The organism is Pseudomonas sp. NPDC088429, from assembly GCF_044753305.1.
GTDB lineage: Bacteria > Pseudomonadota > Gammaproteobacteria > Pseudomonadales > Pseudomonadaceae > Aquipseudomonas > Aquipseudomonas rustica.
In genome coordinates this window covers 153692-166620 of record NZ_JBIVMX010000003.1, presented here as the reverse complement: position 1 = coordinate 166620, position 12929 = coordinate 153692, and the positions used below count along the sequence as shown (strand labels likewise).

The 12929-nt window shown below is 57.3% G+C and carries 13 protein-coding genes; 6 read left to right on the top strand and 7 right to left on the bottom strand.

The window, feature by feature from the left end; genetic code table 11:
- Position 1 precedes the first annotated feature (1 nt).
- Entirely contained in the window at positions 2-1195 is a 1194-nt protein-coding gene (locus ACIP66_RS03600) for an ABC transporter substrate-binding protein (RefSeq protein WP_400645488.1), read from the bottom strand.
- 323 nt (positions 1196-1518) lie between these two features.
- Between ACIP66_RS03600 and treS the strand changes: the two genes are divergently transcribed.
- Positions 1519-3585: a maltose alpha-D-glucosyltransferase gene (treS, locus tag ACIP66_RS03595; RefSeq protein ID WP_400645611.1), complete on the top strand. Its 2067-nt coding sequence runs from the start codon at positions 1519-1521 to the stop codon at positions 3583-3585.
- A gap of 48 nt (positions 3586-3633) precedes the next feature.
- On the opposite strand, the gene umuC is transcribed toward treS, so the two are convergent.
- The 5 genes from umuC to ACIP66_RS03570 all read right to left on the bottom strand — a co-directional run bounded on the left by umuC (position 3634) and on the right by ACIP66_RS03570 (position 7024).
- A complete protein-coding gene (gene umuC / locus ACIP66_RS03590; RefSeq protein ID WP_400645485.1) occupies positions 3634-4914 on the bottom strand; it encodes a translesion error-prone DNA polymerase V subunit UmuC in 1281 nt (426 codons plus the stop codon).
- Entirely contained in the window at positions 4901-5332 is a 432-nt protein-coding gene (locus tag ACIP66_RS03585) for a LexA family transcriptional regulator (protein ID WP_053120212.1), read from the bottom strand. The genes umuC and ACIP66_RS03585 overlap by 14 nt, the downstream gene beginning before the upstream one ends.
- A gap of 106 nt (positions 5333-5438) precedes the next feature.
- Positions 5439-5762, bottom strand: a complete 324-nt coding sequence (locus tag ACIP66_RS03580) for a hypothetical protein (RefSeq protein WP_212549517.1) — start codon at positions 5760-5762, stop codon at positions 5439-5441.
- A 91-nt stretch (positions 5763-5853) separates the two neighbouring features.
- The gene (locus ACIP66_RS03575; protein WP_400645481.1) at positions 5854-6666 is read right to left on the bottom strand and encodes a DUF1206 domain-containing protein; all 813 of its coding nucleotides are present in this window, start codon (positions 6664-6666) and stop codon (positions 5854-5856) included.
- A 139-nt stretch (positions 6667-6805) separates the two neighbouring features.
- The gene (locus ACIP66_RS03570; protein WP_053120216.1) at positions 6806-7024 is read right to left on the bottom strand and encodes a hypothetical protein; all 219 of its coding nucleotides are present in this window, start codon (positions 7022-7024) and stop codon (positions 6806-6808) included.
- Positions 7025-7533: 509 nt separating this feature from the next.
- Here ACIP66_RS03570 and ACIP66_RS03565 point away from each other — a divergent pair.
- Genes ACIP66_RS03565 through ACIP66_RS03555 form a run of 3 tightly spaced genes read left to right on the top strand, consistent with a single transcriptional unit; the run spans position 7534 to position 9148 of the window.
- Positions 7534-8148 (top strand): hypothetical protein, encoded by a 615-nt coding sequence (locus ACIP66_RS03565; protein WP_400645478.1) that lies wholly within the window; start codon positions 7534-7536, stop codon positions 8146-8148.
- Positions 8126-8707 (top strand): hypothetical protein, encoded by a 582-nt coding sequence (locus ACIP66_RS03560; RefSeq protein ID WP_400645475.1) that lies wholly within the window; start codon positions 8126-8128, stop codon positions 8705-8707. Before ACIP66_RS03565 ends, ACIP66_RS03560 begins: the two co-directional genes overlap by 23 nt.
- A gap of 24 nt (positions 8708-8731) precedes the next feature.
- Entirely contained in the window at positions 8732-9148 is a 417-nt protein-coding gene (locus tag ACIP66_RS03555) for a hypothetical protein (RefSeq protein ID WP_400645472.1), read from the top strand.
- A 16-nt stretch (positions 9149-9164) separates the two neighbouring features.
- Here the strand turns inward: ACIP66_RS03555 and ACIP66_RS03550 are convergent, their stop codons facing one another.
- A complete protein-coding gene (locus tag ACIP66_RS03550) occupies positions 9165-9935 on the bottom strand; it encodes a class I SAM-dependent methyltransferase (RefSeq protein WP_400645608.1) in 771 nt (256 codons plus the stop codon).
- 249 nt (positions 9936-10184) lie between these two features.
- Here ACIP66_RS03550 and ACIP66_RS03545 point away from each other — a divergent pair, with 249 nt between their 5' ends.
- Together ACIP66_RS03545 and ACIP66_RS03540 are read left to right on the top strand one after the other, a co-directional pair.
- A complete protein-coding gene (locus ACIP66_RS03545; protein ID WP_400645469.1) occupies positions 10185-11363 on the top strand; it encodes an MFS transporter in 1179 nt (392 codons plus the stop codon).
- A gap of 91 nt (positions 11364-11454) precedes the next feature.
- On the top strand, positions 11455-12924 hold the full coding sequence (locus tag ACIP66_RS03540) for a carbohydrate porin (protein ID WP_400645466.1): 1470 nt from the start codon (positions 11455-11457) through the stop codon (positions 12922-12924).
- Positions 12925-12929 lie beyond the last annotated feature (5 nt).

The following is a 12929-nucleotide window of genomic DNA, read 5'->3' as shown; positions in this document are numbered from 1 at the left end:
CTTACTCCTTAGGCGCGAGCGGGACGATTTGGTCGTTGACGAAATGCGTGAACAGGTAATCGTCCGGCCCCAACGCGTCATGCTTGGTCGGGGTAAACGGTTGCTTGTAGTCCTTGATCAAACCGTCGTATTCGCTGATGGCGTAAAAGCCGTCGCGGATCGCTTTGCCGTCGGTGCTGCCGGCCTTTTTGATCGCTTCAACGGCGAGGTGCAGCCCGTCATAAGCATTGGCGATGCCCACCGCCGGGGTGACGTCAGCCAGGGTTTTGATCTGCGGGTAGGCGGTTTTCAATGCGGCCAACAAGGCATCGCCCTTGGCGCTGTTGTGCTCGGTGAACACGTAGGTCTGGATGAAATGCACGCGCCCGGCGTTCGGCCCCGCGAGTTCGCCAAAACGGCCACCAGCCGGGCCCCAGTGCGAAACGACCGGCACGTCCCAGCCCATGCGATCCAGAGATTTCACGACTTGCGCGGAAGGGCTTACGTTACCGACGAGGAGGAGGGTGTCGGCACCGGCGTTTTTCAAGCGAGTGAGTTGCGGAACGACGTCGAGATCGCTGTCCTGAATCCGCTCGACACCGGCGTTGGCCATGCCGCGTTTTTCCAGCGCACGCTTGAAGCCAGCCTCGTTGGACTCGCCCCACGGATTGTTGATGAGGATCATCCCCGGCTTCTTCATGCCGTGGTCGACGCCATATTTCACCAGCGCCTCATCCACCAACTCATCGACAGCGGAAACACGGAACACATAGTTGTCAGGCGCGCCGTTTTCGGTGATTTTCGTACCCGCTGCCCAGATGCCCATGAACGGCACTTTCATCTGATTGACCAGCGGTACGATGGCCAGCGAAACCGGTGTATCAAGACCACCAAACAGCACGGCGACTTTCTCGCGCTGCACCAGTTCGCGCGCGGCGAGGATGCCCTTCGACGGATTGCTTTCATCGTCGCGACGCACCAATTCCAGCGGACGGCCGAGCACGCCGCCGCTGGCATTGACCTCATTGATCGCCATGGTCAAACCCCGGGTCAGGGCTTCACCGGATTTGGCCGACTGCCCGGAAAGGGCTGCGACCAAACCGACCTTGATCGGCGGCTCGGCCGCTTGCGCGCCACCGAACATTGCCATATTGAGCGTGACTGCCGCAGCCACGGGAAACAGCAGACGTTGCAGGTTTTGAAACCGAGTTGCCATGGGTGATTCTCCTGATTGCTAGCAGTTACAGATTTATTGCTAGCAAGGAGGGTGCCACTCGGATTTGCCGTGGAAACTACACTGTTTACGGGGTGCTCACGGAGTGATTGCGCTCCAAATGAAGGCGAATTGCACCATGGCGAGGCGCCGGGCCATTTGGCTATTTGATTTTTCCGACCTGTCTGGGGGATCGAGGCGCCTTCGCCAAGACCAATGCAACGAAATCCACCTCCGGGCCTCATACATAAATGAATCGGGCGGCGTCGCTGTGCTGGATGCAAGGCCCGATCGCAGGCTCACTCCAACGAGAGGCAATGGTTTTCATGACGACGGCTGAACAGAACCAAGTGGCGTGGTTGGTCGAACAATCCATGCTGCATGCCGCAAGGCAGCGGGCCAAACTCTACTCGGGACAGGGCCGCTTGTGGCAGCAGCCCTACGCCCATACCCGGCCTCGGGACGCTTCGGCTTTGGCCTCGGTCTGGTTTACCGCGTATCCCGCTTCCATTGTTACCCGCGAAAACGGCACCGTGCTGGAGGCCTTGGGCGATGAAGGTCTGTGGCACTTGCTTTCGAAAATCGGCATTCAGGGCATCCATAACGGGCCGCTGAAAAAGTCTGGGGGCCTGCGAGGCACTGAACACACGCCGACCATCGACGGCAATTTCGACCGCATCAGTTTCGACATCGACCCGCAACTCGGCACCGAGGCGCAGCTGCAGGCACTGACCCGCATGGCCGCTGCGCATAACGCCGTCGTCATCGATGATGTGATCCCGTCGCATACCGGCAAAGGCGCGGATTTTCGTCTGGCCGAGATGGCCTATGAGGATTATCCGGGCCTCTATCACATGGTCGAAATCCGCGAGGAGGACTGGCCGCTGCTGCCTGATGTGGCAGAGGGGCGTGACGCGCAAAACCTCAGCCCGCAGCAGGTTGATGCGCTGCGCGACAAGCATTACATCGTTGGCCAGCTGCAACGGGTGATCTTCTTCGAGCCGGGGGTCAAGGAAACCGACTGGAGCGCGACGTCGATCGTCATGGGTGTCGATGGCAAGCCGCGTCGCTGGGTGTACTTGCATTATTTCAAGGAAGGCCAGCCGTCGTTGAACTGGCTGGATCCGACCTTTGCCGCGCAGCAGATGATCATCGGTGATGCGCTGCATGCCATCGACGTCATGGGCGCGAAAATTCTCCGTCTCGATGCCAACGGTTTTCTCGGTGTGGAGCGCAAGCTCGACGGCACTGCGTGGTCGGAAAGCCATCCGCTGTCGATCACCGGCAACCAATTGCTGGGCGGGGCGATTCGCAAGGCCGGCGGCTTCAGCTTTCAGGAATTGAATTTGACGGTTGACGACATCGCTGCCATGTCCCACGGCGGCGCCGATCTCTCCTACGATTTCATCACCCGGCCGGCCTACCAGCACGCGTTGCTGATGGGCGATACCGAATTCCTGCGCCTGATGCTGCGCCAGATGCACACGCTCGGCATCGACCCGGGCTCGCTGATCCATGCCTTGCAGAACCATGACGAACTGACGCTGGAACTGGTGCATTTCTGGACGTTGCATGCCCACGACACCTATCTGTTCCAGGGCCAGACGTTCCCCGGCAACATCTTGCGCGAACACATCCGTGAACAGATGTACGAACGCCTGACCGGCGAACACGCACCCTACAATCTCAAGTTCGTGACCAACGGCGTGTCCTGCACCACCGCCAGTATCATCACCGCCGCCCTTGGCATTCGCGACCTCGATGCCATTACCCCTGCGGATATTCAGCAGATCAAACAGATCCATTTGCTGCTGGTGATGTACAACGCGATGCAACCCGGAGTGTTCGCGCTATCGGGGTGGGATCTTGTCGGTGCACTGCCTTTGCCGGCAGAGCAGGTCGAGCATCTGATGGGCGATGGCGATACCCGCTGGATTCATCGTGGCGCTTACGATCTGGTTGATCTGAACCCGGAGGCGTCGCTGTCAGCGGGCCTCATGCCCCGTTCGAAATCCTTGTACGGCAGCCTGCCTGCGCAAATGCAGGATCCGGATTCGTTTGCCTCGCAACTGCAGCGAATTCTCTCGGCGCGTCGGGCTTACGATATTGCCGCCAGTCGGCAGATTCTGGTTCCGGACGTTGAACACCCGGGGTTGCTGATCATGGTTCACGAACTGCCTGCGGGCAAAGGCACGCAGATCACCGCCCTGAACTTCGGCGCGACAGCGATTACTGAAACCCTGCACTTGCCCAACATTGCGCCGGGGCCGGTGGTCGACATCATCAACGAGCGGGTCGAAGGTGACCTTACGCCCGAGGGTGAATTCACCATTGTTCTCGATGCCTATGAAGGCCTCGCGCTGCGGGTGGTCAGCAGTTCGCCGATGATCTAGGGCTTTGCCCCTAGCGGGTGTTGTCGGACGTTCGGCAACACCCGCCAGCTATCGGGCCTTGACCGTCCACAGCTGATTGACCTTGGTCGTGTAGCTTTGGCTCATCAGGTCTCGACGCATCCCCCAATCAGGCGCGGCGGGCACACTGGCCACCCGAAGAACGCCCTTGCCCCAGCGGCCATTGATCTCATCGAGAACGCTCATGACCTTGTCAGCCATCGCCGGCTGCGAATGGGCGAACAGGTCATCCGTGAATTCACCCGGCTGCCGCAAATCCATCAGCAGCACTTCGGCCTTGCTGTATCTGAAACCCGGTCGAAACAGCCGATTGACCGCTTCCGTGGCTGCTTTCGTCATCAAGCGAACGTCGTTGGTCGGGTAGGGCAACTCCACCAGCGCGCCGTTCGCATACTTCGCTTCTTCCGGATTGAACATGCCGGTGCGAATGCTCACGCGGATCTTCTTGCACAGCGAGTTTTGCGCGCGGAGTTTTTCGGCCGCACGCTGGGTGTAGGTCGCGACGGCTTCCTTGATTGGCTCGATCTGCGTGAGTCGCGTGCCGAACATTCGGCTGCAGCAGATTTCCTGCTTCGGCGGGTCAGCTTCTCCCAGTTCGAGGCATGACGTGCCGGCGAGCTCGCGTGCAGTCTTTTCGATCACCACGCTGAATTTCTGCCGAAGCATCCACGGGTCGGCCTTCGCCAAGTCCATGGCAGTGATGATGCCCATGACTTCCAGGTGAGCTTTCATACGCCTGCCGATGCCCCAGACCTCGCCGACATCGGTGTTGCGCAGCGTCCAGTCGCGTTTGAACGGATCGCAGAGATCGACCACGCCGCCGGTGATGTCCAGCAGCCTTTTCGCGGTATGGTTGGCGAGCTTGGCCAAGGTTTTGGTGCGGGCAATGCCCACTCCGACAGGGATGCCCGTGCGTTTGAGCAATGCAGAGCGCATCTGCCGACCAAACGCGGACAAGTCGCCGGCAATGCCCGTCAGATCGGCAAACGCCTCGTCGATGCTGTAGACCTCAAGCGCAGGCACCAGCGATTCGATGATGGTCATGACGCGCTCGCTCATGTCGCCATACAACGCGTAATTACTGCTGAACGCGACGATGCCGTTACGGCGCAGATGATCCTTGATCTGGAAGTACGGCTGGCCCATTTTCACAAACGGTTTGGCGTCGTAGCTGCGCGCAATCACACAGCCATCGTTGTTGGACAGCACCACGATGGGCGTCTTCGCCAGGTCGGGCCGGAAAACCCGCTCGCAACTCGCATAAAACGAGTTGCAGTCAATCAGGGCGAAGACCGGTTCAGGTGTTGTCATGATCGCGCACGCTGTATTTCACCACACCCCAGATCACCAGCTCGTCGCCTTCCATGACATGTCTTGCCGGGTATTTCGGGTTCTCTGATAAAAGCATCACGGCGTTCTCGCGCAGCAGCAGACGCTTGCAGAAAGGTTCGGAGTTCAGCGCAGCGATGACGATATCGCCACTGACCGCATCAATACTTCGATCAACGACCACCAGATCCCCTGAATAAATGCCGGCGCCCTGCATGCTGTCGCCGTCAATTCTCACCAGGTACACGTGCGGCGCTCGGATGTCGAACAGCTCATCGAGGGAAATGTGCTTCTCGATGTGATCAGCCGCCGGGGAGGGGAAGCCCGCCGGCACACGGGATGAGTAGAGGGGCAGCTTCTGGCCGCCGGTCGCGAGTGGGCCGAGGAGGGTGATGCTCATGATGCAAGCCTTATCAGGTTAACTGTACATGCATACAGTTAACGATTTGCTTGGCTTTTGGTCAATCTAAGGGCACGGCAATTCGACGGATGACCGTATTGGCGGGCTAATCAGTTCCTTTGCAGAGCGTTTCATACCATTGCGCGTAAGGCGTATTGGAAACTTGATGCCTGTTTAGATCAGGACTGCCATCGTCCCACCACACCGGGCCTCGTTCTCCGAGCGCAACTTTCGCAGCATGAACGCGTGCTCTTACTGCTTTCAATTGCTGCGGATCACTGGCGGCTTTTGCAACTTTTACGTCCCGTCGGGCGGCCATGAGTTCGTTTACAAGTTGCTGTCGCAGATCTTCTTGCAACGAGGGATTGGTGCATCGCCATAGCTGCCCTTTGACAACAAAGTAGCGACCGTCAGGCGTCACTGGGTGCATTGCTCATCTCCGATCGTCCAAAGAATGCTCGATGGACGATTTATCGAAGTATCGGGAACAGGAGGGCGGTTCGTAGTTAATTCCTGAGGATCTACTGACTGGAAACGCCCGGCACGTCCATGTTGATCTTGCGCCAGCACGCTTCAGAAAAACTGTAGACCGAAAAGGCAATCAGCCCCAAGCCCATCACCATCAAAATCAGCCATCCTGCGGGCAGATTTTGCAGCGCGTCCAAGGCCTCTTTCATTCCGGGAGGATCCATCGCCTGATAAGCGGAACCGCTGACGGCCAGCAGCAATGCGATCTCTATAAACACCACGCCACGGGCGATCAGACCGAATCGGGACACCGGGCGGACATAGCGCATGACGTCTTCGTCGGCCTCGAAATACTTTTCAAACGAGGCCTTCCAGCCCTTGATGATGTGAGCAATACCAACACCCAACGGAATAAGCGCGATCAGGTACACCAATAAATTCGAGTATTCCCAAGACAACAAATGCGCCAGCCAGTCTTTGGTTTGCCCTCCGGAACTGCCCGAACTTTTGATCCCGCTCACAAGCAGGCTCAATGCAAATAGCGCGAGCGCGCCATTGACCAGACCGCCCGCCAAAAGACCCGCGCGAATTACCAAACCTTTGAGTTGTGTGCCGTGATGATCAACATCACGCGTGGCTTGCAGTACACGCCAGGCTGCGAACGCGAGCAGACCTGCCACTACAAGTCCTACTAAAAAATAGCCAAATGGCTGGGCCAACAAAGCTTCGAGACTTTTGTGACTGTCTTTGGGTTTGGTTGAGTCATGGGCGGCGAGTAACGCGAAGATACCGATGATCAAATAGAGCACGCCTCGAGCGGCGTATCCACCTCGAGCGAGTATCACAAGGCTGCGGTGCGCGGACATCGGATCAATTCCTGAGAGTAATAAGGAACAGACCGTTGCGGTTCGGAGGGGTTCTATTGCGATTTACTGGGTGGGGAATCCAGGTTTAGAGGCGCTAGTTGCCCAGAGAGGCGGAGCACTAAGGCTCCGCACAGACACTTCAGACTTTATTAGCGTTGAGCTTGCGCAGCTCTTCGTAAGTCGCCGACTGGACGAACCAGAAACCGGAAACGATGCACCAAACCAACGTGCCGGCCACGAAAATCCCCAGCGCTGGCAAGAAACCGGCGGTGAACAGAGACACGATAGCGACCAGCCAGATAACGGCCAGAGAAACGTAGAGGACGAGGTTGTTGACGCTGATGACGAAGTCTTTCACAGGACGTGTTCCTTACGGGAAGTGATAAAGCCCCCAATCCGGGGGGGGGCGCATGCTATCACCAGCCGCCATGACTTTGAACAACAAGGCCCGTTGAAAGAGCGTGATCATCTGAAACGATTTTTTCGAAGTCGTGATGCAGGGAGGTTGTGAACACCATTCTGTAATACATGATTTAACTTATGGGCGATGTCAGATGTTCATAAGCAGCGCACGAGCCTGAGATTACTGGCTCAATGCTCTCGAAATTAACGCGCCTGTTCATCGATTGATGTTCATAGAGCCAGTACTCCCACCCGCTTTAGCCTCACTGTCCCAACCAATGACGATCCAATCAGGGAATGAGGGATGCTGTTTTTCAGAAAACACACTTTGGGTTCAGGATTGGAAAACAATGTTGCAGGGCGCACGGCGTAGCTAGGTAAGCTGCGCGCACGAAATTCAAATGCGCCCCTGCCCCCGGAGTGGTAGCGTGACCGGCTATTTCCAGCGGCGCAAGGAGGCATGGGGTGGATACGGCACGTCTCATTTATGATCTCGAGAAGAAACTCGACTTTTACGAACGTCAGAATCAGGGCGAGCCCGACCTCATCACACTCCTGCATGGCTATATCGCTGAGTTGCTGGCGGCCAGCACTGTTTATCCTCGCATACTGAACCGCACCACGGTGTTCGGCCTTTTGCAAGAGCAGGCAACCTGGTTGCATGACCTGGAGGGCTGGCAGGCGCTGAAAGACCCTATGCCGCTGGCCGAACTTGAACAGCAGCGCGTGGTGACCTTCAAAAGTGGGCTGCTGGAGGTGGTCAGGCCGGTTCCCGTCGCCGATGACATGCCGCAAAAGTTGAAGCAAGAGCTTGCGACAGTGGCGTCTCTTTATAACATCAGACACGGAGTCGACGGCTGGGTGGCGCCGCATGTTCGTGTCGATGAGGACCGTGTTACTGACGTGGGCTACCTGCAAGCACGCGACAAGTTGTCTGCGTCACACGGTGGGTATGAGGTTTCCTTCGAAGACGACGACCTTGTCGGGTCGGCACACTGCTGTGGGAACAATTGCGGGCCTCGAGGGAAACCCCGAAGTGGCGTTCGAGGAATGGTGGTTGAAAATGGTACTGGCTTATAGGCGGCCGTATGTTTTTCACCTGAAGTTCCGCTATTCAGAGGCGCGCGAGGATTTTCTAGCCGGTGCATTCCAGTACGTGATGGCCGATGACTCTCTGCGGGATAGTTGGGAGCAATGCGCGGCCGATATCACACTGGCCGCGAATCGCATGAATGCCATCGTGCGACCTGCACGGCGGGATTCAGCTAAGGTGCTTACCGGCTCCGAGCAGGAGGCCTATTGCCCAGCACTGGACCTGTCCCAACTGGGCGACGTGATCGAGCGTTTTCGGCGCCTGCGGAGCGCGCGCTGTTTTGATTGTTTCCAGTGGTGGAAAGGGGCGGGGAACTATTACGACTACGAGACGACCCATCATCTCGTGGCCGCCATCGTGAAGTACGAATGCGAAGACGGCGTACGGCGCGACAGTTTTCCTTACACGCGCCGTTTGTTGCAGCACTCGACGCAGGCGCCGCACCTGGCAGAGATACTGTTCAGGAAAATTCACCTTTCACCCTATTTATGCTTGCTGCTGTCTGACAGGGCAACCAGTCATATCGGCTTGATCAAGGTCCACTAGCGCCTTAATGGTGCCTCCCAGCGCTTGTCGGACCGTTACGACTACGACAGGGCGTGGCAGCAATTGGTATTCGCCCAGGCGCTGGAGGTGTGTGCCATCGCCCACGATGAGCCGATTGACGCCGAGGCTGCGCGCGACACGGTGCTAGCGATTGCAGAAGTGTTCGCGTGGCTGGCGGAACGCGAGACCGCCACTCATGCCGAGGGCAAAGGCCTGGTGCTGCTCCAGGGGCTGAAGCAGGCGGTCGAACGTATGGAGTATCACCGACCCGAAGGCGGCAGAGCTTTGCCTCTTTTCAAGGATCATTGCCCCGACCAACCCCTCGGGATCGATACTGGGATAGAGCTTCGAAACGGCGTAATTCCTTTGGCAGAGATGTCAGTGGTGTCGACCGTGCCTCAAGCGTTGGCAAATGACAAGACCACACAAAAGAGGTTTTGAATCTGAACGGATCGACTCAATCTAGACGGCGACATGAATACGCGTGGGTCTGATAGGGGAACTCGATAGTTTCGCGTCCGCGTAGCGCCGGGTGGGTCTGAATCAAATTCATCAGTTGTTCCGCCACCCTGTCTTTCTCTTCAGCAGGGAGCGCGGCGATGAAGCTGACTGAGAGAAATCGATCAAGGATCACAGACTTGGCGCTGCCTGAATGGGTGTAATTGAAACAGGTCAATGCGAGCTCCGAGAAACGGCCGTTGTTGAACGATCGGCGCCAGTCACCGGTATGAAAGCGTGGAGTATCGCCTTCGTAAGGCGTGATGATTTCAGTGATGGCGGCCACCCAGTCGACTGACTCGTCGCGCACATTCCAGATCAGCCCGAGCCGGCCGCCCGGCTTGAGTACACGGTGAATCTCACTGAGCGCCGTTTCATTCGCGAACCAGTGAAACGCCTGAGCGCAAATAAGCGCCTGCGCCGTTCCGTCCTCAAGAGGAATCGATTCGGCCATTCCGTCCACAATTCTGGTGCTCGGTAAATGCTTGGAAAACTCGACACGCATGGCCGCGACCGGTTCGACGGCAATCACATCAACACCCATTGAATCCATCAAACGCGTGAGCTTGCCGGTTCCGGCGCCTAAATCGATAACCGCCAATCCAGGGCTAATGTTCAGCGCGTCTCTAAACCATGTCTGTATTTCGCCGGGATAGTCCGGGCGCCCCTGCGTATAGGTTTTGGCTTCTGTTGAGAAACCTGCCTGAGCAGCTTTATGAACAATTGCCATTTTCAGCGACCCTCCGGGTGAATGATCAGTACACGCATTATGCAGCGTGTTGATCATCCCCACACTCCGTCCATCCTTTCACTTGCCATTTATCTCAACTGCTGTTGATATAAATGGCGACTGGACGTAGGCTCCTGAAAAGCCGGATCCGTAACGTCGTCGACCTAAAGCTCCAGCGCGTGTGCCATTACAATAATAAGGACACAAGAGATGAAACGTTGGTCAGTACTTGTTGGATGTTTTCTCGGAATGAGCATCGCGTCGCCGGCCATTCTGCTGATTCCGCTGGGCCTGTTCATGAAGGCGGTGACCGCCGAGTTCGCTTGGTCGCGTACCGATTTTGCGATCATCATTTCTGTCGCGTCGATCTGCAACGCGCTGGTGATGCCACTGGCTGGCTTCCTCGTTGACCGCTTTGGCGCGCGCCGTGTCGCGTTGGTCGGTACGGTGTTGGGATGCGGCAGCTACATGTGCCTGTCGCTCATTCACTCGTTCCCTGCGTTCGTTGCAATCACGGCGATGAGTGTGGCGTTCGGCAATCTGGCGAGTTATCCGGCCTTCCTGTTTTTGACCCAGCGCTGGTTCGATAAACACTTGGGATTGGCCTTTGCAATCACGTCGTCAGGCCTTGCGGTCGGCACCGGCGCATTCTCGTATCTGATTTCGCAGAACATCGCATTGAACGGCTGGCGCGAGGCGTTTCTGGTGGCCGGGGCTACTGCGCTGGCGATTGGTCTGGTCAATCTCGCGGTGTTTGTCCGTGACAACAACGGGCCGATTCCGGAGTCTGAGCGCCGTGCTGAAAAAAGCCAGTTGGAGGTGATCGGCATGACGTTGCGGGAGGCGATGGTTACCCGTGATTTCTGGCTGTATTCGCTGGCCTTTGTACTGGTGCTGTTTGGCGTCGTGGGGGCCAGCGTGCACTTGCCGGCAATGCTCTCGGATTGGGGCGCATCCGCCAATCAGATCGCTGGCATTGTTGCGGCGGGTTCTGCCGGGTCGTTGTTCGGGCGACTGTTTGGCGGTGCCTTGCTCGATCATCTGCACACCCGAACCGTCGCGGGGATTTTCCTCACCTGCCAGTTGGTTGGCTTTCTGATGTTGCTGGACGGGCTGCACTGGGCGCTGGCGGCCAGTTTCCTGATTGGCGCGACCCAGGGCGCCGAGATCGACATTCTCGGTTATCTGATTTCCCGCCGCTTTGGCAAATTGGCGTATGCGCGGATCTTTGGCAGCGCCTTTTCGGTGACCCTGCTGGGCGCCATTATCGGCCCGTTCGTGTTGGGCATGGTGTTCGATAAAAGCGGCTCGTACCGCACAGCCCTGATGCTGTTTCCGATACTCCCGGTCGCGGCGTTTGGTTTGTTGTGCCTGTGTGCCAAGTCACCCGATCAACCACAGCGTGTGATCGCGCCTGAAGCCACCTAGTAAAAATAAGCAATACGGCCACCGTGCGTGCCTGCGCCGTGGCCGGCTATAACGCTAATGACTACCGAAAATAAGAATAAAAGGAAATTGTATGCGGCCCCATCAAAACGGGACGAACCGAATCCGTAAGCATGCGCCTGAGTTTGTCCGCGTGACGCTGGCGGCACTGTTGGCAATCTGGGCGGCTCACTCGCTGAATGCCCGTGCTGAAACAAACCCGACGCCGCAAAACGTTGTGGGGCAGGTTGCCCCGGAATTGAAGCAACCGGCTAAAAGCCTCGATCAGGCGGCTACCCAAAAAGCCTTGCCCGACAGCCAATTGCTGGGCCACATCATCGAACGCAAAAAACAGTTCGCGAAGATCGATGCACTGGTTGAACACGGACAATTGACCGAGCTGCCGCCACCGTCGGAAAGCATTCTCGGTGACGCCGGCGGCTTTCGCAGTGATCTGGCCGATTACGGCATTGGTTTCAACATGTTGAACATGACCACCTTCGCCAATAACTACCTCGATCACGACCGTCACAAACCACAGGCTTATGGCGGTGAGCGCCCGACCTATTCGTCAAATCTGCTGGTCGGATTTACTTACGATCTGGGGCGGATCGGCCTCGACAATGGGCAGTTTATTTTTGGAGTGGGCAGCTACTACTCCAGCTGGGATGAAGTGAATCCGTCGTCAAAGTTCAGCTACACGCGCATCGCCTACTACCAGAGCCTGTGGGATAAAACCGTCGAATTCAAAATCGGCGTGCTGCCCAACGACCTGGAATTTATCGGCCCGTTTACCGGCGGCACATTGGTGGGCGGCACTCAGGGTTTACAAGCGGTGATCCCGTTTCAAGTGGGGTTGAGCCACGCACCGGTGTCCAGCCCGGCAGCCAACGTCACGCTGAATTACGGCAACTTCTATAACAAATTCGGCGTTCAACGCTCTATCAGTCCTGACGGCATGGGGCCGGAGATCGACCGTCATGCAGGCGAGCTCGACTTGCACGTCGATCACGCCAGCGCGCTGTACATCGATGAGCTCGGCTACAAACGCGCCTCTGCGCCGGGCACACCGTACGCGTGGCTGCGAGGCGGCTACATCCATAACACGTCCGAATACACGCAGTTCCTCAGCAACGAGCGCAGTGATGACAACTACGCCGGCTACGTGCTGGGCGACTACCAGTTTTACCAATTCGACAGTGCCATCGCTTCCCGTGGCTTGTACGCCGGATTTACCTGGATGACCGCGCCTGAAGATCGCAACCTGTTTGACCTTTATTACGGCTTGCGCGTGTTTGCCAAAGGGCCGTTGGACTCGCGTCCATTCGACATGGTGATGCTGGAGTACGGCTACACCAGCTACAGCGACGACGCCAACAAAAAGCTCGATACGGTGCATGTGTCCAATGCCGACGACTCGAAATCGACAACGCTCGCTTACAACATGCGCGTTGCCGCCGGCACTTATGTACGCGCGGGGCTGAGCTACGTCGAACATCCGGCGTTCAGTCCGGACGTCAAAGACGCCCTCAACCTGCAAGCCAGTTTCACGCTGTTTTTCTAAAGCTT